Genomic DNA, 24,222 nt, shown 5'->3' with positions numbered 1-24,222 from the left:
TTCCCAAATACAGATATTAAGTAAGAAACTAAAAAAGACTTAGAGAATGCACAAACCACTGCAATTGACAAGAATGATGCGATTTGACAATATGACAATAGTATAGACTATCTAAGTTATAAATTTAGTTCCCATTGTCGCACAACAATGCCAACTAGCTTTGCCAAATCTTATCATAAGCCTCTAACAATTTCGGAGCTTGATATTGCCATTCAAGAATCTTCTCCATTCTCAGTCGTCCCTCGGCTCCTATCTTTTCTCTTAGTTCAGGAGAATCTAGAAGCTCTAGAATTTTCTCAGCAAATTCAACCTCATCATTAGGCTTGGCATAAAGAGATGCTTCCTGTGCAGAACGTCTTCCCTCTCGCAAATCAAACTGGACAATTGCTTTTCCCATCGCCATGTATTCGAGGATTTTATTCATGGTGCAGTTTTCGTTATAAGCAGATGTTGGGGAGGGTTCTACACAAACGTCACAACTGGAAAGCCTTTCTAAAAGTTCCTCCCCTTGCTTAAACCCTGTAAATTCTACAAACTCACTCACTCCTAACTCTCTGGATAAAACTTTAAGTTTTTCGGCTGCTGGCCCACTACCAATCAACATAAAGTGAATATCTTGGCGATTTTTTTTCTGGGTAATATAATATACTATTCTCAGAAGATAATCAATTCCCTCTGGTTCACCCATGACACCCATATATCCTATCAAGTGCTTCTTACCTCTACGATAATTCGGATTTGGGGGCATTCGGTGAAAACGGGAAAGGTCAGGCGCACTACGAACTACAAAGACCTTCTCCGGTTTCTTGTGCCCACGGGTAAGAGCTACCTCTCGGTGCGACTCGTTCGTTGAAATTACTATGTCTGCTGTGGCATAGGTCAAGCGTTCAGCCCAGCATAATCCATGATAAAAAATATCCCGCCGTTGATACTTAGCTTCATACATCTCCGGACTGAGGTCATGATGATCAAAGATAACCCAGATGCGATGAAATAATTTAAACCATACCGCTACTAAAAAAAGTAAATCCGGCGGATTACAAATATGGATAACATCAAAACCCCGCTCTCGCCATACCCGTTGAGCTAGACGGAATTGCCAATTAATCGCCCAACTATACTCTCGAAGATAACCAAGAACAGAACTTTCTTCTGGTGGTAGAGGATGACGATAAATGTGAATTTTCTCAATAATCTCGTAAGATTTCTCAAACCCATTACCTGTTGGTGAAATTACGCTAACTTCATACCCAGCTTTTTGCAAAGTAGTTGCTTCCATCCATACCCGCCGATCAAAGGGAACTGGCAGATTTTCAACGATAATTAGTACTTTTTTAGGTAATGCCATAATAATCTCAACTCTTAATCAGTTTAGTAAAACACTGACTTGTCAATTCTAAAATCTGCCTTTTTTGGGTAAATTTTAGTCATACCTGGTGAAACTGGGCTGAATAAACCGCAGGTCTGCATTTTTATAGTTTTCTGTTTTGCAGTTGCTAGATTTATCATTTCAACTTAACACTGAACGATATAAATCAAGAAAAGAAATCCAGTGATTTTTGATATCAAGATGAAAAACACTTTTTCTCGCTTTAGATCCTAGAGAGAGCCTCAAATCCTCATTTTCAATCAAAGACCTAATAGCATCTGATAGCTGCTCAACACTTCCTGGATTAACAATTAATCCATTTTCAGATTGAGTAACTATCTCAGGTATGCCTCCTACTGGTGTAACTATGACTGGTAATTCCCAAGCCATTGCTTCTAGCATTGCTAGTGGGAGACCTTCGTTATAAGAGGGCAACACAAAAACATCTGCCTTACTTAAAAGAATATCACGTTCATCTGACCCTATCCAACCAGGCAATTGTATATAGTTTTGTAGATTTAAAGTCGTAATTAAATTGCGTGCCTCTTCTATGTCTCCATCTCCTGCCATAATCAGACTTGATCTGGTTTTATATTCAGTAGGCAAAAAAGAAAAAGCTTTGATCAAATCAAATGCTCCTTTCCGTTGACCAATTCGTCCTAAAAAAAGTAAGTTAACTTTTGCAGAAACTGAACGGTGTGGAACTTCAGGAGGAAATTTTACTGGATTGTAAAAAACTACAACTTGTTCAGGTTTAAGACCAAGATTTTCTATATAGAAACTTTTCCAACTTTCCGATAATACAATTAAGCGTTGACACTTACAAAATATCCAACTTAGCAATTTCTGTATCCAGTTAGCAAGTCCAGCATAGAAAAGATGAAATTGACTACCATGAGCGTGTAGAATTATCGGTTTGTTAAATAGCCAAGCTAAAAGTGTCATAATTGCTTGCCGTAAAACACTGCCGCGTTGTGAAATTTCAAGTTGAACAATATCAACTTCTTCTGCTCTTAATATCCATATAAATTTCCATATAGCTTTCAAAAACACCATTGTTTTCAGTGCTATAGATCCGTCTTCATGAGTGATAATATGATATATTTGAATTTCAGAAGGAGCATATTCTAAAAAAAGCTTCTCATAACCAGAAATGCCACCCTGTTGGAGTAAACTAGGACCTAACATGATAATCTTGAGAGTATTAGTTCGGGACATAGGCTGTAATTTTGAAATAAGTTGGTATATCTTTGATTAATATATCACCGAAATAATCACAGTTTATTGTTTGATTTTCTCTGAGTCAAATCGATGCGTAACTTACTTCAACATATTAGTACATCTGTAGGTAGAGTATCTACGCCTAAAATATTTTCAATAAAAATACGATTATTTTTTGGTTAATTTGAGGTAAAAATATCTTGGTTTACAGCTTTATGAATTTAACTCTATCTGTACATAATTTTTGTAAAACTTACAAAAATATTTTGTTTGAGTTAAAATTTATTAATCAAGAAATTTATATTTAAATCACTCCATCTTCTCTACAACTCTATATTGATTCTAGTTTTAGAGATTCGCGTGCGTAGTAAAGTTGACTTGACAATATCGCTGCTACATAAAGTACCCATTCCATACTATTTTGAACTAGCAATGTACTTTCAGTTAGATTTGAAAGAATCATAAATGTAAGATAAACTAAGAGCCATATACTTTCGGATGTTTGATTCCGCCGGATTAAATATATCGCTTTAAATAAATTAATAACGAACCCAATTATAAAAACCAAGAATCCTAATAGACCCAATGATAGCCAAAGATCCAGAAACCCATTATGAGCATTAGGAGCGTCCCATTGTACCGTTTGTAAAACAATAGAAGATTCACTACTCTGCTCCCAGAATACTCCATAGCCATATCCTAACCATGGTTTTTTTCCAATCATCTCCAATACAACAGGCCATAATTCTGCGCGTCCGGTGAGTGTTGCGTCTTTACCTACTAAGCCTAAAATCGAATCACCTTGTGAGATGAACCAGTAATAAAAAGCTATACTCAATGTTGATATAAACGTCAGAAAAGGTATAAATACTTTGTATTCTAAATGTAAAATTCGACAATACACAATAAAAGCTACTGTGATGATTATAAAATTTAATAGTGATGTTGCTGATTGGGATAATAATATAAGTACTCCAGAAGTAATATAGCCAAGCCATAAAACCCAACGATTTTCTTTACCAGTAATGGCAAGGAATAAAAATATTGCCGCACTAAGTACAAATCTCTTGCCCAGAACATTTTTGGTTGGGAATATTCCTCTCCAACTATTAAATGCAGGATCGATTCCAATTTGTGGTAAAAATATAACAAATAATAAACACATTACTATTGAGACGGCAAGCATATATGCACATAGCTTTAGCTGCTGTTTTAAGGTGTAGCGTGAAGCTAAATAAAGTCCAAAGATAGTTGTTCCTGACAGACCAATGACGCGACGCACGGTAATGTCTGGATCTAAGGACCAAAAAATAGAAAGTGCAGAAACTCCAATCAGCAACCAAATAAACTTATCTTTGCTAAAAGCATAAGTAACTTTCTTCCAACGTAGAGCAATCAATGAAAGGCTGACTATATATGTAAGAGTATAAAGTAATCGAAATGTAATTCTATCTCCTTCTTTTACAGTAAAGCCATCAGTCAAAAAACCATCTAGCGGGGTTCCTGAATATAGCATCAAGGAAGTAAATGTAAATATTTGTTCAGCAGAAATTAAAAATTTCCTCATTTTTTATAACTTATAATATTTATTATTGTGTATACATACAAAAAATATATTAAGCAAGTCAGAAATTCGTGGTTGATAGTCTCAGTTTATTTGGGCAAATACTTTTTTATTCGATGGGTTATTATTATGTTCGTTAAATGCCGATTAAGTAAGTATATTTTTACTAATGTATAATTTTCATGGTTTTTTGATAAACTTCCACGGTTTGAGCAGCAATATTTGACCAATTTAAATCTTGCTGGCAACGAGCTAGTGCCGCAGTTTGCATTTTTTGTTGTAAGTCGCGATCGCTTAACAAACAAACGATGGCATCAGATAGGGCTTGAGCATCACGTGGTGGAACTAATAACCCATCCTTTTTATGCTGAACTATCTCACTCAATCCCCCTATATCAGAAGCTACAACCAGCGTTCCCATTCCATAAGATAAAGCTGCTACACCACTTTGAGACGCTTCAATGTATGGTAGAACTGTTAGTGTGCTACGTTGAAATAGATTACCTACTTCTTCAAGAGAGATTAGTCTATTGATAATCTCGTAGCGGTTCTCATCATAACCATTAGGGAAATACTGGTTGATATTTTCTCCTTTTCCAGCAATAATCAGTTTGACTTGAGGTACACGTTCAGCAATTAAGGGCATAGCCTCAAGCAAATATTTCAATCCTTTATAGGGCCAGATGCGTCCAAAAAATAGCAATGTATTTGGATCGCGAGGCTGATTATTGCGATCGCCCCGGCGCTTATACAGACTGCCAAGTTCACCATGTGGTATGACATTGACTCGCCCTTCAGGTAAATTAAATTTTTCAATTAGAATCTTTTTTAGTTGATCAGTATGGACAATCAATTGTTGGGAACGATAGAAGGCAATACGCCGAGTATACTCTGAACCAAATACAGCCACCTTATCTCCTGGGTGACGGAATACATCGTGGATGGTTGTTACTAGTGGTGGCATCCTGTTGAGTAGCAACGTCCAATCATACCAAGGATCGTTAGTTTCTTGCACATGTAAAACATCTGGCTGTATGTCTTTGATAATACGCATCATAGCGTTCATAGACAACACATTACGCGGGTCGCGAATCCGTGGTTTGTTAAAGCTAATGACACGGATACTGGGATCAAACGCATCACCGCATACATCTGAGAGTTTTTTCGGGTGAATTACCGTTAAATCAACATATTTAGCCAGACTATTTGCTAATTCAATGGTGTAGTCTTCAAAGCCAAAATGTAATAGGGCAACTTTAATCATAATTTAAATTATATTCTTACTTATAAAACTTTGGATTGTTTGTCTGTAGAATTTTAGATTGAACAATTAATGTTCTCTTAAAAGTTTCATCCATAAAAAACGAAACCCACCAAACGCACGAATACCTAAATAAATCACAAATAAACCATAGGTACAAGTTGCAATAAGTAAAGTGAATACAAAGTCTAAGTTAATTTTTTGCAACAATATAAATATGGGTAACATTAAAACACTTATTATCAATGGTCGGCGCATAATTCGCCATAAGTTTAATGAAAATAAGCGAGTATAGGTGAAATAAATATACTGGCTAAAACCCAGAATAGTCATTAACAATACCATTAAAGCTGCACCTAGTAACTGATATCGTGAAACTAATACCACACCTCCCAAGCTTCCGAATATAGTAGTAATGACCACTTCACGTAGGTTAACTATCTCAAAACCATTGGCTACTAGTAGATATGAAAGTGAGCGGATGAAGGGCAAAAAAACCAGTGATATAGCACTTAGGCGAAGGGCTAGATTTGCTTGAGCAAAGCTAGAATCATAGACAAAAATTAGTAAATCTTTGCCAAAAAATAATAATCCCAAAAATAAGGGCAATGCCATAATTAGTAGGATTTCAATAATAGTTTCTGCTGTCTGCTTCTGTTTTCCCCTTCCTTGGTCTACTGCCTTTGAAAATCTTGGAAACATTGCTAAAATCATACTGTTAGCAATAATCGAAAAGGGTTGTAGTAATTGTGCTATTCCACCAAATAGACCTACTAAAAACTCATTTCCTAACAATGAAAGAATCAAAATTTGAATTCTTCCAGTGACTACAGCTATTGCTTCAATAGCAAAAAATGTACGCGCACTTTTGATTGTATTAATTACAAAGTTTCCATCAATCTGCCATTGGATTTTAACTAATCGTCTAATAAAAATCCATTCAATTATTAGAATTAGTGTTTCTGACAAAAATAGGATCGCTCCCAAATATCCAATTCCGTATTTTAGTTGCATCGCCCAAATCATTATTATTAGGCGTATTACATACACTGGAACTGTAGCTATGGCAATAAGATGCATCTTCTCTTGAGCTTGAAAAACTGCCTCCGTTATATTGGAAAGTGCAAAGGGAATGATCGTTAAACCCATTATGTAGCAAAGAGTAGAGGTTGTGGAACTATAGGGAAGTAAAAAGACTACAATCACTAATGCCCCATAACTGAAGAAACTAAATATTAACTGCAACCAGGTACCACTCATTAAGTAAACTGGTGTTTTTTCTGGCTCACGTGCTAGTTCTCTAGTGAACAATGTCTTTAGCCCTTGTGAAGCAATGCCCACAAAGATAAAATAGTAGCTATAGGCTAGTAGATACTGCCCTAAAGCCTCAGCTCCCAAAGTTCGAGCAATAGCAGCGGTTAATACAAAGGCCGTAATGCTTTGTGCTAACCGATTGACTATCATTGATAAGGAATTACTTATAAATTTGTACTTTTCTGCCATTCTTAAAATTATTAATTCAGCTTAATTCGTTTTAAATCACTAAATACCCATGTATTTCATAAACTGATCTTTTTGGATATGGATGGATATATCTTCAGAAGTTTTTATACTTGATTCCATGCATAAATATTTGATTTGTACTTTCAGACTGTTACAAAACTAGAAAAAGCTCACTTTAATCCGCAATAAATTACACTGCAAGTTGCAATAATCATACATATCAACACGTAACCATTATAGTTCTTACTGTCTTTTCTAATTTTGTTTTTCTGTTTGACCTTAGCTCAACCTTATCCCAAATTAGTAACCAGGTTTTCTTGATCCGACAAAAAACCTAGTTTGGTAGCAAAAACTTTTTCCATGTTAATGCTTATCATTGAATTTTATTAAAATAAAACTGCCGGATCACTAAGGTTTTACGATGAATATTGATGCCTTCAAGAAAAATTGAGAAAGTCGATAAAATTTAAAGCTTAGTAGGCACCTTCTTTTTTCAAAACCACCATAACTGTTTTGAGCAAAATTTCCAAGTCCAACCCAAGAGACCAATTTTCAATGTAGTTCAGATCAAGATTTATCACTTGTTCAAAATCTACAATGTCTGAGCGACCTGAGACTTGCCAAAGACCTGTAATACCAGGTAAAACTTCATGTCTAATAAAATGATGTTCAGAAAACTTGTCTACATCTCTAGTAGGTAACGGACGGGGGCCTACTATACTCATTTCTCCAAAGATAACGTTAAAAAGTTGAGGTAATTCGTCTAAACTATAACGCCGAAGAAATTTTCCAACGCGAGTAATACGAGGGTCATCTTTTATTTTAAAGATAATCCCATCTTTCGTTTCATTTAAAGCTTCTAATTCTTTCTGTAATTTTTCTGCATCAGACCTCATAGTTCTGAATTTCCATACTTTGAATTGTTGCCCATGTAGACCTATACGGGTTTGCCTGTAAAATACTGTTCCAGGAGAGTCCAGTTTTATAGCTATAGCTATAGCTATATAAATCGGAAATGATAACATTACAAATAAAGTTGCAAAACAGAAATCACAAGTACGTTTTATCCAAAAATCCTTACCTGTAATTATCGGACAATCCAAACTCAGACAAGGCATTCCACCTATTTTATTAAATTCTATGTTTTTATAAATTGGTTTTAATTCCATCGGTAAAATATGTACTTGAATACCAGATGCTTGAAATAACCAGCATAAAAACATTCTATTTTTTAGAGCATCCCAAGATATAAAAACCTCTGTTACACCTAATTCATTGAGTTGATTCAATGTTTTTTGACGCTGATATCTGTCTAATGAATTAGCATGAGCAGTTCCAGATACAATATAGTGCTTTTCTTTTTTAATAAAGCTAGCAATCTGCTCATGGTCTTGAGGATCACAAATAATGAAGACAGAAGAACGAACTATTTTTTTCTGCTTACGGAGATATTCTAAAGTAATATTTACACCATATCTTCCAGTACAAATAAATAATATACTTAGAAGCCAAGATAACAATATTAATTTTGGACGTGTAATATCAACAACCGGTTGATACAAAAAACAAGCAAATATTATTAGTCCATGAGCAAAACTTAGCGATTTAATAATGTTCAAATAGTCATAGCGTTTTTGACCTTCCCTATAAATACCTTCTATAGCTAGCGATCCTATTTGAATACCAATAGTTATTAAAATCGGTAAGTAATGACTAGGTAGATCCGAAGAAAAATTACCATAAAAAGATTTGTATCCAGCAAAAATCCAAGCTAAGGATAAAAGGGTATAGTCTACCAAAAACAATGTTATTAATCTCAACCACCATGAACCTTTGCGTACCCTTACAGATGCAGATGCACGTAAATCCAAAGGTACTTCACTGAATTTATTTGTTGTAATGCTTTGATTACTCATACTGAGGAACACTTGGTATATGTAAAATTTGATGAAATTTGCTCAAAACTTAATATTAAGACAAGTGAGATATCCCACCTTTTTATTTCAAAGAAACCTGTTCTTTGTAGCCTAAATATTATTAACTATTTTGTTCGGAGTAACTTGAATTTCTCTATCAAAAGCATATTCCAGGATCGGTTTGAGGAAATTTACTACCCAGATATTTAGCTTTTGTTGTAGGTCAAGATTCAGTTTAGTCTGGATATTTTGAGCTTTGAGCGTAAGAAAATGATTTTTTGGTAAGTTAACTTCTTGTAATTTAATAGAATTCCTGACATGACATTAATAATTAAATAGGTCAGGTAAAAATATTAGGCTTTTGAAAGGGCGTAACAGTTGAACTGAGTTATTACAGTTCCATTGCAGAGTTTTACTTCTATGAGACAATTATGTTCCCTCGGGAACTACTGTAGCATATCTAGCTAAATGAGTTTAGCTTTGCTTAGAAGTTCTCTGTTTTTTACGCATAATTACTTAATTAACAATACTTACATACATAACATATAACTAAACGCATCAAAAGTTTGGATATTGTTACAAAACTTTACAAAAATTATTTCTTGCTTGAACTTGTGTCAAGTCTCATGGTTATCTTTAGAGAATTTTGTAACAGATTAACGGCAATAAATTCTAATAAATGAACAAAATCTATCTGTGAGTCTTGTTATATCTGCATTTATAGATAGTTTCACTTTCTAAGCCTTTTTTCCTACATTATCTTTATGCCAATGATATGTTTTTATGGAGACCTGATTTGAGGATGGTAGCATCAAGTAAAAAATATTACGCCACTTTGTATGAAGGAAATCGCTAAAATAGCTTAAAACATGTACTTTTAATCTCCTTATGTTCTTACATTTCAACTCGGATTGCTATAGTCCTGAGTCGCCAGTTCCTCTCTGATGTGTTTTTAGTATATGCAGCTAATGACCCCTACTTAATTATTTAAACAAATCATAATCATGACTTCACACTATTTTTACATATAAAGAAACACAATGAAGATTCGGTAATAATTATTTTTCACTCTAACAAATCCCTATAAAAAAAGATAAAGTTTTATCAGTATTAATTTCCGTAAATTTATATCTTGTAAAGCAAAAAAGTTTAATTTGTTAACTAAAATGAAAGGTGTAAAAAGTGCCGATCTATTGCTATACCTAAAAAAACGAATAATGATATTTTTACTTTAATTGGTATTTAAAAGTTACCGCTTTAAATTAAATGTTTGTTAAAAATGGCGATCGTTATGTTAAGTACAAATCGATTATCTACAGATTTAAATACAAATTATATTTGAAAATTTATATGATTTGCCTGTGTACGAAAGCCTAGAAACTTTTGGCCCAGCGTCTCACCTTCAAAGCGAAGCTAGGTTGTGTTTATGCAATTTTGGGCTTCTATGCTGAAATACTTAATGTATAGCCTCGTATAGGATTTGATATAAACGCATATACAATAAAGAATAAATAAATTAAAACAATGGCATCTCCTTATGGAGTTGGTACATAGAAAATGCAGATAAATAGCCAAATTTCAGAATATAAGCAAAATATTCCCTTAAACACCTTAACTAATATCCTCGATACTCAAGTTATACAGGAATGGAATGATACTGAAGTAGATCATCAGGATTGGTGCATCCATCAAATGTTTGAGATGCAAGTTGAGCGATCGCCCCAGTCTATTGCTGTAATGTTTGAAAATACACAACTTACTTATTGGCAGCTAAATCAGCAGGCTAATCAACTAGCACATCACCTACGTGCTTTAGGCGTTGGTCCTGAAGTACTTGTGGGCATTTGCCTAGAGCGCTCCTTGGAGATGATAGTAGGACTACTGGGAATTCTCAAAGCTGGAGGTGCTTACGTACCTTTAGATCCGGCATATCCCTCAGAGCGTTTAGCCTTCATATTGAAAGACACTCAGACACCAGTATTGTTAACCCAAGAAAAATTGCTCAAGAACTTGCCACCGAATGAAGCACAGGTGGTTTGTCTCGATTCAAATTGGCAAGGAAATATTCAAAACAGTCAAGAAAATCCTGTAAATAAAACGACAGATGATAATCTTATCTACGTAATTTACACATCTGGTTCTACAGGACAGCCCAAGGGTGTTATGATCCCTCACCGTGGTATCCGCAACCAACTCTACTGGCGGCAAACAACCTTTAGATTAACTCAGGCAGATAAGGTTTTATTGACTATTTCTTTTAGCTTCGATCCCTCAGTGTGGCAGATATTCTGGCCATTGTGCTTTGGAGGGCAATTGATCGTGGCTCGCCCTGGTGGACATCAAGACACTGCATACCTTGTGAAGGTCATTACTGAGCAGCAAATCACTGTCTTGGCCTTAGTACCTTCTATACTGCGTGTCTTACTAGAAGAAAAGGGAATTGAGAATTGCTCATTTCTGAGGCATATTACCTGTGGTGGTGAAGCTTTGCCTGGCGAACTAATAGAACGCTTTTTTGCCAAACTGGATTTGGACAATGTTCTCCACAATTGCTATGGCCCGACAGAAGCCTCTATTGATACCACTTTCTGGACTTGTCAGCGCGGCACTAATTCTACCATTGCTCCCATAGGTCGCCCCGTGGCCAATGCAGAGATTCACATCCTTGATGAAAATTTGCAGCCTGTGCCTGTTGGTGAATCAGGTGAACTGCACATTGGTGGTATTGGTTTGGCGCGAGGCTATCTTAACCGTCCAGAATTGACCATAGATAAGTTTATTTTCAATCCTTTTAGCTCTGAACCTGGGTCACGTCTTTACAAAACTGGGGACTTGGCACGTTACTTAAGCGATGGGAATATCGAGTTTATTGGTCGCATTGACTACCAAGTCAAGATTCGTGGCTTCCGAATTGAATTGGGAGAAATTGAAGCCATATTAGACCAACATCCCGCACTGACACAGACTCTAGTCATTGCTAGAGAGGATATTAATGGTGATAAACAACTCGTGGCTTATGTTGTTGCCAATGCAGAGCAAATTCCTAGTCGAGTTGAATTACGTCGCTTTTTGCAAAGTCAGCTACCTGAATATATGGTGCCTGCTTACTTTGTATTTTTGGACACCTTACCATTAAACCCTAATGGTAAAATAGACCGCCATGCTTTACCTGCACCCGATTTATCAAGACAAGAATCGGAAGTTACCTTTGTTGCTCCTCGTAATGAAGTGGAGCGCAAGATAACACAGATTTGGGAACAGATTTTAGGTGTCCAACCCATTGGCGTAAAGGATAACTTCTTTGAAATAGGAGGAAACTCCATCTTGGCAGTAAAACTATTTTGGCAAATTGAGAAGATATTTAGTAAAAATCTTCCTCTTGCTATTCTCTTTCAGTCTGGGACTGTAGAGGCTCTAGCCAAAATTATCTGTCAAGAAGAAGATTTAGCAATAAACTTGGCTTCAGTAAATACCTTAGACAAATCAAAATCTAGCTGGTCATCCCTGGTAGAAATTCAACCCTATGGTTCCAAGCCACCTTTTTTCTGTATTCACGGACTCGGTGGAGAAGTCTTGTGTTTCCGTGAATTAGTATTGCATTTGGGGTTAGACCAACCATTCTATGGACTACAGCCACAAGGACTAGATGGAAAACAGCCCTTGTATACGCGGATAGAAGACATGGCAACTCATTACATTCAAGAGATCCAGACCATTCAACCCAATGGGCCTTATTTTCTGGGAGGTTATTCTTTTGGGGGTGTAGTTGCTTTTGAGATGGCTAGGCAACTCCAGGAGCAAGGTCAACAAGTTGGTATTTTAGTTATGCTTGATAGTTGCCGTCCAGGTTATAGTTGGCGGGCACCATTTCTGAAGCGAATTTTTTTGCATTTAAATAATATAGTTCAACAAGGACCTGTCTACTTTTGGCAAAGACTTGTGAAATGGATTTATTGGGGTACGCAGCGTCTCGAAAAGACATATCAGCGTTACTTGCAAGGGATAATTGATTTCCCTGCAAATGACAACCACTTAAAGATTATGGATGCTAACACTCAAGCTATCAGTGAATATATCTTTTCACCTTACCTTGGTCGAGCTGTTCTCTTGCGAACAGACGATCAGAGTCGGGACGAAGCTATAGGGACACAATACGATCCTCAATTCGGCTGGGGCGACCTAGTTGCTGGAGGATTAGATATCCATTACATTTCTGGATCTCACCATAACCTATTTAATGAACCGCATGTACAGGTGTTAGCCGAAACATTGAGAAATTGCTTAATCCAAGCGCAGTCTCCAAATAATTAATTTGACAACCTACTACCTTTGCAAGAGAAGTCAAGTAATTTTGGATTTTGGACTGGGGTAAGATAAAATCAAAGAAACAAGTGGCAAAACCGGCTTAACTCTTCGACTTATAGAGCAAATTTCACGTTTGTGAGATAGAAAAATACTCCACTGCTGCGATCGCTCACCTTCACGCCACTTGCTTCTTGGCAATTGAGAGAACCGCTATATCTATATTGTGGGAGTCTCAACTCAGTACTGCTGGGTAATTTTGTCATTTCTTAGTCTAAACACAAATTGGGAAAATAACGGAAAAATTGCTTGTTAGTGGTAACTAGGATGAGATAATTATTCTGTGGAACGGGAATACTGGTCGCAGTCCAATAACCAAAAGACCTGACCAATTTAATATGCGATGAATCTTGCTAGTGCCACTGATTAAACAGAGGTATTTATTGTGGCACTGTAGGCTTGGATGACTGTCGTTTTTTATTTATGTTGGTAAATCCACAATCTACTGATGCTATATAGACGGTTTGGACGCACAGAATTACAGATGCCAGTGTTTTCCTGCGGTGGCATGAGATATCAGTTTAAGTGGCAGGATGTCCCCAATAATGAAATTCCTGCTGATAACCAGGCAAATCTGGAAGCGACGATTAGAAGAGCAGTGGAGGTTGGGATTAATCATATTGAAACTGCTCGTGGTTATGGCACTTCCGAAATGCAATTAGGAAGAGTTCTACCCCAGCTTCCCCGTGAAAAGTTGATTGTTCAGACCAAAATCAGTCCAAAGGAAGATGCGAAAGAATTCCGCGAGACATTTGAACAATCATTGAAAAATCTCCAGCTAGATTATGTCGATCTACTGGGATTGCACGGTATCAACCATACTGAGTCATTAGACTATAGCATCCGTCCCGGTGGTTGCTTGGAAGTAGCACAGCAGTTGCAAGCAGAAGGAAAAGTTAGATTTATTGGTTTTTCCACACACGGATCAACAGATACAATTGTACAGACAATTAATACCAATCTATTTGATTACGTGAACCTGCACTGGTACTACATTAATCAATGGAATTGGGCGGCAATTGAAGCAGCTAAACGCCACGATATGGGGGTGTTTATCATTAGTCCATCTAATAAAGGAGGTTTGTTGTATGAACCTCCACAAAAATTAGTGAATCTTTGCGCTCCTTTGAGTCCAATGGTGTTTAATGATTTGTTTTGTTTGAGTCATCAAGAGGTGCATACTCTGAGTGTGGGAGCAGCAAAACCACAAGATTTTGATGAACACCTGAAGACTTTAGAATTAGTAGATCGGGCATCAGAAATTTTGCCGCCCATCTTAGCAAGGTTGGAAGAAGAAGCGATCGCTACTTTGGGAGAAGATTGGGTAAAATCCTGGGAAACAAATCTACCAACTTATGAGCAAACCCCTGGTGAGGTCAACATTCGGGTGATTTTGTGGCTGCGGAATTTAGCGATCGCCTACGACCTGGTAGATTATGGCAAAATGCGCTACAACCTACTTGGTGATGGCGGTCACTGGTTTCCTGGTAATAAAGCGGATCGGCTAGAGGAATTAAACTTGCAGCAATGTCTTGCCCGCAATCCTCATGCCGATAAAATCCCCCAATTTCTGGAGCAAGCGCATCAGATGTTGGCGGGTGAAGCGGTCAAACGTCTATCTAAGACTTGACGAATAGGGAATTAGGAATTGGAAATTGGGCGAGAAATAACTCCTAACTCCTGTACAGACGCGATTAATCGCGTCTCCTAACTCCTCAACGATCGCTAGTCAGATTTTTTCGTATCTGCTGATTTAGTTGCCTTCGGTACCACTAGCACTTTGTCAACGCGGTTCCCATCCATATCCATCACTTCAATTCGCATACTTTGCCATTCAAAATGATCTGCGGCGGCAGGAATACGACCTAAATGGGTGATGACAAAACCGCCCAAGGTTTGATAACTGCCGCGTTCCTCGGATTCCCACTCTTCCATACCAAAAAGTTCTAAAAACTCCTCTACAGGTAACATCCCATCCAAAAGCCAGGAACCATCTTCGCGTTGCACAGCTTGGGGTTGATCCTGTCCATCTGTTGAAGGAACATCACCTACGATTTCGCTCATGATGTCGTTGAGAGTAACTAATCCTTGTATTACGCCGTATTCATCCACTACTAGTGCCATGTGAGTAATGGTTTGCTTGAACAATTCCAAAACTTTTAATCCACGGGTACTTTCTGGCACGAATACGGGCTGTCGCAAGCCCACTGTTAAGTCTAGCGCTTCTCCTCGGAAACTCCTGGCTAATAAGTCGGTGACAGGTATTACACCCAGCACGTTGTCAAGTCCCGCCTGACACACTGGATAGCGAGAATAGGCACTCTCAACCATTTTTTGGCGATTTTCTTCGGCAGTGTCTTCTAAATCTAACCAGACGATATCAGGACGGGGTGTCATTAAGTAGCTGACGGGGCGATCGCCTAAACGAAAGACTCGCTCTACCATATCCTGTTCGGCTTCCTCAAAGGTTCCCGCCTCAGTGCCTTGCTCAATTAAGATTTTTATTTCTTCTTCGGTGACTTGCGGCTCAGTAGAAGCTGTTATTCCCAGCACTCGTAAGATCAAATCTGTAGAAGCACTTAAGAGATATACCATTGGCGAAGCGATCGCTGATAAGGCACGCATTGGAATAGCTACAGTCGAGGCAATTCTTTCTGGGTTGTTTAATGCCAGACGCTTTGGTACTAATTCGCCAACAATGAGTGACAAATAGGTAATGATCAAAACCACTACTCCAAAAGATATCGGTTCACTATAAGGTGCTAAAAAGGGTACAAGTTTTACATAGACTGCCAGTCGGTTGGCAATTGTTGCTCCTCCAAAAGCACCAGTTAGGATACCGATCAGGGAAATACCCACTTGAACAGTTGACAGGAAATGATTTGGAGACTCCGCTAATTTCAATGCTGCCATTGCCTTGGCATCTCCTTGATTGGCAAGCTGCTGTAGCCTGACTTTCCGGGCTGAGACAATCGCCATCTCAGACATAGAAAATACGCCGTTGGCAATAATTAGCACCAAAATGATTAAAATTTCAAAAGTGATGGAGGACATGTTTAAAATTGCCGCTTCTCAGAGCGAATGTAGCTCAATACCTAGTATCTAGTATTAAAGGTGCTTCTATAAAATGCTTTGACTGTATACAAAGTAGTAGTTATAGTTTTTAAGTTTATTAGTTGCTGTAGATTATTCTTCCATCCAAAGAATAAGAAGGCTGTCAACACTTTTAAAATAGTTGACATAAACTGCCTCAAAATTTTCTGACTCACAAAGACTCCCACCGCTAGTAGTACTTATGTCATTTTCTTCTATTGTGCGTGCCTTAGCGCGATCGCCGCTCACCACTGAATTTATTTCTAAGCTAAACCGACAACAAGAATTGCGGTTAAATGGCATTTCTCGATTGCCCAAGGGTTTGGTTGCTTCGGCATTAGCCCAGTCTCAGGGTAAGAATTTGTTCGTAGTTTGCGCCACACTAGAAGAAGCTGGACGAGTTTATGCACAACTGGAGGCAATGGGATGGCAAACAGTACATTTTTATCCCACATCTGAGGCTTCTCCCTACGAACCTTTTGACCCGGAAACTGAGATGAGTTGGGGGCAAATGCAGGTATTGGCGGATTTACTCAAGAGTCAAGAGTCATTGGTCATTAGTCAGTTGTCATTAGAAACAAACCAAGAACAAATGACAAAGGACAAAGGACAAAGGACAAATTTAGCAATTGTGGCTACTCAAGGGGCGTTGCAACCACATTTGCCACCACCAGAAGCTTTTGGGGAATTCTGTCTTACCTTGAAGCGGGGGATGGAATTAGACTTAAATGCCTTCAGTGAGAAAATCACGATTCTGGGGTATGAACGAGTACCTCTGGTGGAAACGGAAGGACAATGGAGCCGACGGGGTGATATTGTTGATGTTTTCCCAGTTTCATCTGAGTTTCCAGTCAGGTTGGAATGGTTTGGTGATGAAATCGAGCAAATGCGGGAATTTGACCCAGCAACCCAACGTTCCGCACTCGACAAAGTTGATCAGTTAATTCTTACCCCCACTAGCTTTGCTCCCATTGTGATGGCGGCACTCAACAAGAGTACTGAGTTGCGAGTGCTGAGTCCTGAGTTAAATCCTGACTCAGAACTTAGCACTGAAAACTCATCATTGTTGGAGGGTAGTCGTCGCTTTTTGGGTTTGGCTTTTGAGCAACCAGCATCTCTGCTAAATTACTTGTCAGAAAATACATTGATTGCTATTGATGAGCCAGAACAGTGTCATGCTCATAGCGATCGCTGGGTCGAAAATGCTGAGGAACAATGGAGGATGGGGAATGGGGAATGGGGAATGGGAAATGGGGAAGAGTCTAAGCAGGTACCGAGAATTCATCGGTCTTTTGATGACTGTTTGGCTGACATTGCCAAATTTAAAACACTATATTTATCGGAACTGTCAGAAGAAAATAGTGGGATCAATCTTTCTAGTCGATCGCTTCCAGTCACGCCACACCAGTTTGCTAAACTAGCTGAAACCATCCGTCAAGAACGCGATCGCAATTTCTCAATCTGGCTGCTTTCTGCTCAACCTTCGCGTTCCGTCTCGCTGTTGCAAGAACATGATTGTCCGGCTCAGTTTATCCCCAATCCCCGCGACTACCAAGCGATAGATAAGCTGCAAATTAACCATATTCCCATAGCCCTAAAATATTCTGGTCTTGCGGAACTCGAAGGTTTTATTCTGCCGACATACCGAATAGTAATCGTTACAGATCGAGAATTTTTTGGGCAGCATTCCTTGGCGACTCCCGGCTATATCCGCAAGCGCCACAAAGCTACTTCTAAGCAAGTTGATCCCAATAAGCTGCGTCCAGGTGATTATGTAGTTCACAGAAATCATGGTGTTGGCAAATTTGTCAAGCTTGAAAGTTTGACGATTAATAACGAAACCCGTGATTATTTGGCGGTGCAGTATGCTGATGGGTTATTAAGAGTTGCCGCCGATCAAGTCGGTGCTTTATCTCGGTTTCGCGCCGGAGGTGATAAAGCACCGGAACTCAACAGGATGACTGGTAAAGCTTGGGAAAATACCAAGAATAAAGTCCGCAAAGCCATCAGAAAATTGGCGGTGGACTTGTTGAAACTGTATGCAGCGCGATCGCAACAACAAGGTTTTAGCTTTCCCAGTGATATGCCTTGGCAGGAGGAATTGGAAGATTCTTTCCCCTACCAACCCACAACGGATCAACTCAAAGCTGTACAAGATGTGAAACGCGACATGGAAAGCGATCGCCCAATGGATCGCTTAGTTTGTGGCGATGTCGGTTTTGGAAAGACGGAAGTGGCGATTCGTGCTATTTTCAAAGCAGTCACCGCCGGTAAACAAGTGGCACTCCTTGCGCCAACGACAATTTTAACACAGCAGCATTACCATACACTCAAGGAACGTTTTGCACCTTACCCTGTGAATGTCGGCTTGCTCAACCGTTTTCGTTCGGCTGAAGAACGCCGCGATATTCAAAAGCGATTGGCAACGGGTGAACTAGATGTAGTTGTTGGTACACAGCAACTTTTGGGTAAAGGCGTGATGTTCCGGGATTTAGGACTGTTGGTGGTGGATGAAGAACAGAGGTTTGGGGTAAACCAGAAAGAAAAAATTAAAAGCCTGAAAACTCAAGTGGACGTGCTTACACTCTCCGCCACTCCCATTCCCCGTACTTTGTATATGTCCTTGTCGGGAATTCGGGAAATGAGTTTAATTACCACACCACCCCCAACTAGACGAGCGATTAAAACCCATCTGTCACCGATAAATTCTGAAAGTATCCGCAGTGCAATTCGTCAAGAATTAGATAGAGGTGGACAGGTTTTTTATGTAGTTCCGCGAGTGGACGGGATTGAAGAAACCACAGCCAATTTACGAGAAGTGATACCGGGAGCTAGATTTGCGATCGCTCACGGTCAAATGGATGAAAGCGAGTTAGAATCAACCATGCTCACTTTCAGCAATGGTGATGCAGACATCCTTGTTTGTACAACAATTATTGAATCTGGCTTAGATATTCCGCGAGTCAACACCATTTTGATTGAAGATGCTCATCGCTTTGGTTTGGCACAACTGTATCAATTACGCGGTCGTGTAGGACGTGCAGGTATCCAAGCTCATGCTTGGTTATTTTATCCCAAGCAACGGCAATTATCTGATGCAGCACGGCAAAGATTACGAGCGATTCAAGAATTTACTCAGCTAGGTTCTGGATATCAGCTAGCAATGCGCGATATGGAAATCAGAGGTGTGGGTAACTTGCTAGGTGCTGAACAATCCGGTCAAATGGATGCCATCGGCTTTGATTTATACATGGAAATGCTGGAAGAAGCAATTCGGGAAATCCGAGGACAAGAAATTCCGAAAGTGGAGGATACCCAGATTGACCTTAACCTGACGGCATTTATTCCAGCAGATTATATTACCGATTTAGATCAAAAGATGAGTGCTTATCGAGCGGTGGCAACAGCTAAATCTAAATCAGAATTAAATCAGATTGCAGCTGAGTGGAGCGATCGCTATGGTACTTTACCAGTCCCTGCAAATCAACTTTTGCGAGTCATGGAACTCAAACAGCTAGCGAAAAAGCTCGGATTTAGCCGGATTAAACCAGAACAAAAGCAGCACGTGGTTTTAGAAACGCCGATGGAGGAACCCGCTTGGAATTTGTTGGCGGCGAATTTACCAGACAATCTCAAGACGCGGTTTGTCTATTCTCCGGGTAAAGTGACGGTGCGCGGGTTAGGAGTTTTTAAAGCGGATCAACAATTGCAGAATTTGATTGATGCTTTCGGGAGAATGCAGGGTGCGATTCCAGAGGCGGCTGTTGTTTAATAAGTTTTTCTCAAGTTTCATCAATTTAGAACCAAACCTACAGACGATACAGCCCTACACACGTTAATAGCTACCCGATACTGACACGTTTTGAGTGAAAAGCAAAGTGTGTGTGTAGGCATAGCCAGTCGTAGACATCGCTGTTATCTGTGTAATTCCGGTAGTGATTTAGTTTTCAGGACTTACGCAACTGGCACAGTGCGATGCCTGCGGCGGGCGTAGCCATCGCATTTATATAGTACATAAATACTATATAAAAGTGGCATACCCAAAGGAAATTGATGAAATTAGTAACAGTAATCGGCTGTGTTAAGTATTCATCAAATTATGAGAAAATTAGCTGAGGATGCATAAAATCAATCCTATAGGTTTATGAGATTTACTAAACTTAATTATTGCCAGTACTTGTTAAGTAGTCAGATTAATTATACTCTCACAAATTTGGCGGAGCATTTAGAGCAGATCAGTCACGATAAAATCAACCGTTATTTAAATAACGAAAAATTAACACCTCGGATTCTTTGGGATAATGTCAAAGATTTAATAGAAATAAATGATAATGCGTATTTGGTTTTTGATGACACAGTAATTGATAAACGATACGCTGTGGAAATAGAGCCAAGTAAACGCCAGTATAGTGGCAACGAGCATGGTGTAATTCAAGGAATTGGGCTAGTAAATTGTGTATATGTCAATCATGAAATCGGAAAGTTTTGGGTAGTTGACTATCGAATTTATGATCCAGATAGAGATGGTAAAACAAAGATAGACCATGTGATGGAGATGCTGCAAAACCTTGTGTATAATAAGTTTTTGCCATTTAAAGCTGTCTTGATGGACACTTGGTATGCCACAAATAAATTGATGTTATATATAGATGGGTTAGGTAAATATTATTATTGTCCTCTGAAACGTAATCGACTGGTTGATGATACGTCAGGTCAAAAAGATTATCAAAGAATTGAATTGTTATTTTGGGATGAAAAGGAGTTAGAATTAGGTAAACTAGTTAAAATAAAAAAGTTTCCTCAAGCTAAAAAAGTGAAACTATTCCGGGTAACTGTCTCCACCGACAGAACGGATTTTATCGCTACAAACGATATATCTCAAGATTCTACGGACGTTGTACAAAAAGTGTGTAAAGTTCGATGGAAGGTTGAAGAGTTTCACCGAGAATTAAAACAATTGACTGGCATTGAATCATGTCAATGCCGTAAAGGACGTATTCAAAGAAATCATATTGCCTGCGCTATTTTAGTTTGGCTTAGACTCAAAGATTTAGCTTATAAAACTGGTCAAACAATCTATCAAATTAAGCATGGATTGTTATCAAATTATTTAGTTCAGCAACTAAAACGTCCGGCTGTTCCCATGTTTATCGTGTAGTTGTTTGGCGCGCGGCGCGGTTACACCGTGCCATTGCTTGTGACAGTTGCGTAAGTCCTGGTTTTGTCTGTGAGAGATTAGGCATCTAAGTTTCCATAGCACGGACAACCAACAATGGAAAAAGAAAAATTTCACATTGGCCCAACATACCTTGGTATTGAGGGTATTTTTGATAGCACGGATATGTACGGGAATCAAATTAAGTGTCCTGATTCTTGGGAGGATGAGGGAGAAGTTGTTGTTTGGGGATATCGAATATCTGGTTCAGCAGTTTCTTTTCGTTCTCAGATTGACTACTTTCCAAAAAATCGACTTGAATATGTAGATATATGTCAGTTTGTTTGCGATCGTATGGCAGACTTACTTGATGAATGCATTCAGAGAATCAAACAACATAATAATTTAGAAGATTCATCTGTAGATATAGCAGATTATGCATTTAGAATTTATCATTATTGTGAATATTTTTTGGGGGAAGAGGAAGAGACTCTATCTCTGAAGTTAAACCATCTTTCTAAAAGCGGGAAATTAAAGCAGGTAAACCGTAAAGGTGGGCTGTCTGAAAAAGTTGCTCAAATTGGGGAGATTGATTTCTGCCTCAGTTCTAGATCAATAACTTTGAAGAGAAAAATTAACAGTGAGAAAAAAGGATTTGTTAGAGAAGTTGAGCAACACAATCTCAAAACATATCAAGAATATTTAGATTTAAAAAAAAGGGAGAATAAATGACTATAATCTGCTAGACATACTTGAACTTTAAAGAGAAGTGTAGGCAGTCAGTTAGAGTAGTCTAACAATCTGTTGCAGTGGAAAATATTAATTTGAATAGCCACAGTTAAGAGCAAATAGATATGCTTATTAGCATATTCTCACAAACTAGCTCAATAAGTTTATGAAAATCAGAGCAATCATTCATCCAGCAGAAGAAGGTGGCTATTGGGAAGAGGTTCCCGCGCTTTCCGGTTGTATTACCGAAGGAGACACCATAGAAGAGGTAATGGCTAATTTAAAAGATGCTATTGAAGGTTGGCTTGAAGTTGCCAACAGTTGTAATGCAATTGAGTCAACAGATTAAGTTGTCAAAATTGGTGTATAAAATCGATTTCTGGCAAGCAACTTTGTAGGATTGTGGAACAAAAAGGTTGGGTTTTACAAAGAATTACTGGCAGTCATTATATTTATAAAAGCCCTGAAGTACAAAAAATCCTGTCAATTCCTGTTCACCGCAATCAAATTTGAAAGTTGGAACCTTGAAAGCCTTGATGAAAATAGCCCAGCTATCTGAAGCAGATTTACTTTAATTTCGTAGAGGCTTGGTGAAAGCATTGGTATCTTTGGGTTTGTTTCAGGTACACCCATTAGGTTAGTTCAACCTCAACGTCTTTGCTTTTATTGTAGAACTGTCTCAAATACTAGTTCTGCTATTGAGAGCGATCGCGAAGCCTATGAGAGTAGATTATGCTAGAAGTCTTCAGGAGCAGACCACTCAAAATCTTCTTCCTGAAGAAAGTTAATGTTTTTCCCAGAGGATTTGATAGACTTGACAAGTTCTTGGATTGAATTTTCTAGCGCTTCATCAATTGAATCTCCTGTTCCTCCAACCCATTCAGGTGAACTATCTCTAGAGTTTCTAATAGCAACATTTACACGTGCTGAATACTTACCATTAATATCCTCAGTGATTTTTACCCTAAACTGGCAGTTTGGTATGTATGTGATACTTCTTACGTAAAATTCAGCAACTACTTTTTCAATACCTTGAATCTCCGCAATCTTAATTTTTTTCCAACTCATAACCAAAATTCTTAATCGACAAAGTGCGATCGCATACCCAATTTGGCTCAAAATATGAGCGCTAACCGTGCAGTTTAAATTTACAGATATTCAAAAAATACTTTAGGTACTAATCTTAATTCACCAGATTTGAAGCGAGAGATATCTATCCATAACGCTCTATGTTTATGATGTGGTGATTCTGAAAAAATTAGACTTTCCAGTTGATAAAATTTTGAATCAACAAAGTCACATTGATAAAGCTGAATAATTTCATGACCTTGCCTACCATTAAATGTAAATAGGTTTTCTATACAACCTAGATATTTAATATTCGTTAAGTCTGCCTGAATTTCCTCTTGAAACTCTCGTTTTAAGGCGGCATGGCTGGTTTCGCCAAAATCAACACCACCGCCTAAAGCCCGATAAAATGTTTCTTGTTTTACGGGATCATAGCCTTCAGAAACAAATATGCGTTCTCCATCCCGAATTAGCCCCAAGGCTATTACCCTAATTTCACCTGCTTTATTCATTTTTATAACTAATTATCGTAAATAGACTGAGGACGACTTTCGCTATCCTCAATAGGCCAATCTGGATTTTCGCCACCGATGTACAATTCTTCAATGGTGACGTATTCCTGACTTAGCTGGGTGAGAGCGTTGATTAAAATATCTAATGCGATCGCATCACTGGTTCCTAAGTCAAACCAACAACGTCCCCACTGTCCCTCATATTCAAACTCACCAATGTTGTGCATCAGTGCTAGCAAGCTTTTGTCATACCCTTGCTCATCATAATTCATGTAGCTGATATCGAGTCCAGTGTCCTGCACCTGAAGATTCTCTGCGTTAAATGCTCCCAATTTACCTAGATAAAACCAGGAATTGAAAACTTCTTCTACATACTGTTTTTCACGTGCAGAAGGATTTGTACTGAATTTCAGCCAAATCCACATATCAAAAGGATTAATCTCGCGGAACTGAATTTCCATTTTGGTCT

General features: G+C 38.4%; 18 protein-coding genes. 7 read left to right on the top strand and 11 right to left on the bottom strand.

From position 1 onward, the window contains the following. Positions 1-154 precede the first annotated feature (154 nt). The 6 genes from ACFFRD_RS09620 to ACFFRD_RS09595 form a co-directional block, all read right to left on the bottom strand. Entirely contained in the window at positions 155-1,348 is a 1,194-nt protein-coding gene (locus ACFFRD_RS09620; protein ID WP_114080430.1) for a glycosyltransferase family 4 protein, read from the bottom strand. Between the two features lie 162 nt (positions 1,349-1,510). Beyond that, on the bottom strand, positions 1,511-2,557 hold the full coding sequence (locus ACFFRD_RS09615) for a glycosyltransferase family 4 protein (RefSeq protein WP_245246149.1): 1,047 nt from the start codon (positions 2,555-2,557) through the stop codon (positions 1,511-1,513). A 364-nt stretch (positions 2,558-2,921) separates the two neighbouring features. Then, complete coding sequence (locus ACFFRD_RS09610) at positions 2,922-4,157, bottom strand: O-antigen ligase (RefSeq protein ID WP_114080432.1); 1,236 nt, start codon at positions 4,155-4,157, stop codon at positions 2,922-2,924. 163 nt (positions 4,158-4,320) lie between these two features. Continuing rightward, complete coding sequence (locus tag ACFFRD_RS09605) at positions 4,321-5,418, bottom strand: glycosyltransferase family 4 protein (protein ID WP_392481292.1); 1,098 nt, start codon at positions 5,416-5,418, stop codon at positions 4,321-4,323. Positions 5,419-5,484: 66 nt separating this feature from the next. Next, entirely contained in the window at positions 5,485-6,918 is a 1,434-nt protein-coding gene (locus ACFFRD_RS09600; protein WP_392481291.1) for an oligosaccharide flippase family protein, read from the bottom strand. 473 nt (positions 6,919-7,391) lie between these two features. After that, on the bottom strand, positions 7,392-8,834 hold the full coding sequence (locus ACFFRD_RS09595) for a sugar transferase (protein WP_392481290.1): 1,443 nt from the start codon (positions 8,832-8,834) through the stop codon (positions 7,392-7,394). Between the two features lie 1,692 nt (positions 8,835-10,526). Here ACFFRD_RS09595 and ACFFRD_RS09590 point away from each other — a divergent pair. Beyond that, entirely contained in the window at positions 10,527-13,145 is a 2,619-nt protein-coding gene (locus ACFFRD_RS09590) for an amino acid adenylation domain-containing protein (protein WP_392483039.1), read from the top strand. A 107-nt stretch (positions 13,146-13,252) separates the two neighbouring features. Here ACFFRD_RS09590 and ACFFRD_RS09585 read toward each other — a convergent pair whose 3' ends face one another. Next, entirely contained in the window at positions 13,253-13,402 is a 150-nt protein-coding gene (locus tag ACFFRD_RS09585; RefSeq protein ID WP_392481289.1) for a hypothetical protein, read from the bottom strand. Positions 13,403-13,644: 242 nt separating this feature from the next. Here ACFFRD_RS09585 and ACFFRD_RS09580 point away from each other — a divergent pair, with 242 nt between their 5' ends. Continuing rightward, positions 13,645-14,826 carry an aldo/keto reductase gene (locus ACFFRD_RS09580; protein WP_392481287.1) on the top strand — a complete coding sequence of 394 codons (1,182 nt, stop codon included), beginning with the start codon at positions 13,645-13,647 and terminating at the stop codon, positions 14,824-14,826. A 95-nt stretch (positions 14,827-14,921) separates the two neighbouring features. Here the strand turns inward: ACFFRD_RS09580 and ACFFRD_RS09575 are convergent, their stop codons facing one another. Further along, positions 14,922-16,250 (bottom strand): hemolysin family protein, encoded by a 1,329-nt coding sequence (locus ACFFRD_RS09575; protein WP_392481286.1) that lies wholly within the window; start codon positions 16,248-16,250, stop codon positions 14,922-14,924. Positions 16,251-16,491: 241 nt separating this feature from the next. Between ACFFRD_RS09575 and mfd the strand changes: the two genes are divergently transcribed. The 5 genes from mfd (at position 16,492) to ACFFRD_RS09550 (ending at position 22,686) form a co-directional block, all read left to right on the top strand. Continuing rightward, positions 16,492-20,061, top strand: a complete 3,570-nt coding sequence (gene mfd / locus ACFFRD_RS09570) for a transcription-repair coupling factor (protein WP_392481285.1) — start codon at positions 16,492-16,494, stop codon at positions 20,059-20,061. Between the two features lie 372 nt (positions 20,062-20,433). Continuing rightward, positions 20,434-21,447, top strand: coding sequence for a transposase (locus ACFFRD_RS09565; protein WP_392481284.1), 1,014 nt, complete (start codon positions 20,434-20,436; stop codon positions 21,445-21,447). 114 nt (positions 21,448-21,561) lie between these two features. Further along, positions 21,562-22,176, top strand: coding sequence for a hypothetical protein (locus ACFFRD_RS09560; protein ID WP_392481283.1), 615 nt, complete (start codon positions 21,562-21,564; stop codon positions 22,174-22,176). Positions 22,177-22,339: 163 nt separating this feature from the next. After that, positions 22,340-22,522, top strand: coding sequence for a type II toxin-antitoxin system HicB family antitoxin (locus ACFFRD_RS09555; RefSeq protein ID WP_392481282.1), 183 nt, complete (start codon positions 22,340-22,342; stop codon positions 22,520-22,522). Positions 22,523-22,575: 53 nt separating this feature from the next. After that, positions 22,576-22,686, top strand: a complete 111-nt coding sequence (locus ACFFRD_RS09550; RefSeq protein WP_392481281.1) for a type II toxin-antitoxin system HicA family toxin — start codon at positions 22,576-22,578, stop codon at positions 22,684-22,686. 222 nt (positions 22,687-22,908) lie between these two features. Here the strand turns inward: ACFFRD_RS09550 and ACFFRD_RS09545 are convergent, their stop codons facing one another. From ACFFRD_RS09545 to ACFFRD_RS09535, 3 genes are all read right to left on the bottom strand, one after another. Continuing rightward, positions 22,909-23,241, bottom strand: a complete 333-nt coding sequence (locus tag ACFFRD_RS09545; RefSeq protein ID WP_392481280.1) for a hypothetical protein — start codon at positions 23,239-23,241, stop codon at positions 22,909-22,911. Between the two features lie 80 nt (positions 23,242-23,321). Then, on the bottom strand, positions 23,322-23,753 hold the full coding sequence (locus tag ACFFRD_RS09540; protein WP_392481278.1) for an NUDIX hydrolase: 432 nt from the start codon (positions 23,751-23,753) through the stop codon (positions 23,322-23,324). Positions 23,754-23,761: 8 nt separating this feature from the next. Continuing rightward, entirely contained in the window at positions 23,762-24,214 is a 453-nt protein-coding gene (locus ACFFRD_RS09535; RefSeq protein WP_069070833.1) for a DUF3531 family protein, read from the bottom strand. Between the last annotated feature and the right edge of the window lie 8 nt (positions 24,215-24,222).

This window comes from Nostoc sp. C110 (assembly GCF_043099725.1).
GTDB classification, from domain to species: domain Bacteria; phylum Cyanobacteriota; class Cyanobacteriia; order Cyanobacteriales; family Nostocaceae; genus Nostoc; species Nostoc muscorum_A.
The sequence above is the reverse complement of the archived record's forward strand: the minus strand, read 5'-3'. Positions and strand labels throughout refer to the sequence as shown.

Coding starts and splice junctions, on each gene's coding strand:
- ACFFRD_RS09620 (WP_114080430.1), bottom strand. CDS start 1,348: ATGGCATTACCTAAAAAAGTACTAATTATCGTTGAAAATCTGCCAGTT.
- ACFFRD_RS09615 (WP_245246149.1), bottom strand. CDS start 2,557: ATGTTAGGTCCTAGTTTACTCCAACAGGGTGGCATTTCTGGTTATGAG.
- ACFFRD_RS09610 (WP_114080432.1), bottom strand. CDS start 4,157: ATGAGGAAATTTTTAATTTCTGCTGAACAAATATTTACATTTACTTCC.
- ACFFRD_RS09605 (WP_392481292.1), bottom strand. CDS start 5,418: ATGATTAAAGTTGCCCTATTACATTTTGGCTTTGAAGACTACACCATT.
- ACFFRD_RS09600 (WP_392481291.1), bottom strand. CDS start 6,918: ATGGCAGAAAAGTACAAATTTATAAGTAATTCCTTATCAATGATAGTC.
- ACFFRD_RS09595 (WP_392481290.1), bottom strand. CDS start 8,834: ATGAGTAATCAAAGCATTACAACAAATAAATTCAGTGAAGTACCTTTG.
- ACFFRD_RS09590 (WP_392483039.1), top strand. CDS start 10,527: ATGTTTGAGATGCAAGTTGAGCGATCGCCCCAGTCTATTGCTGTAATG.
- ACFFRD_RS09585 (WP_392481289.1), bottom strand. CDS start 13,402: ATGACAAAATTACCCAGCAGTACTGAGTTGAGACTCCCACAATATAGA.
- ACFFRD_RS09580 (WP_392481287.1), top strand. CDS start 13,645: ATGCTATATAGACGGTTTGGACGCACAGAATTACAGATGCCAGTGTTT.
- ACFFRD_RS09575 (WP_392481286.1), bottom strand. CDS start 16,250: ATGTCCTCCATCACTTTTGAAATTTTAATCATTTTGGTGCTAATTATT.
- mfd (WP_392481285.1), top strand. CDS start 16,492: ATGTCATTTTCTTCTATTGTGCGTGCCTTAGCGCGATCGCCGCTCACC.
- ACFFRD_RS09565 (WP_392481284.1), top strand. CDS start 20,434: ATGAGATTTACTAAACTTAATTATTGCCAGTACTTGTTAAGTAGTCAG.
- ACFFRD_RS09560 (WP_392481283.1), top strand. CDS start 21,562: ATGGAAAAAGAAAAATTTCACATTGGCCCAACATACCTTGGTATTGAG.
- ACFFRD_RS09555 (WP_392481282.1), top strand. CDS start 22,340: ATGAAAATCAGAGCAATCATTCATCCAGCAGAAGAAGGTGGCTATTGG.
- ACFFRD_RS09545 (WP_392481280.1), bottom strand. CDS start 23,241: ATGAGTTGGAAAAAAATTAAGATTGCGGAGATTCAAGGTATTGAAAAA.
- ACFFRD_RS09540 (WP_392481278.1), bottom strand. CDS start 23,753: ATGAATAAAGCAGGTGAAATTAGGGTAATAGCCTTGGGGCTAATTCGG.
- ACFFRD_RS09535 (WP_069070833.1), bottom strand. CDS start 24,214: ATGGAAATTCAGTTCCGCGAGATTAATCCTTTTGATATGTGGATTTGG.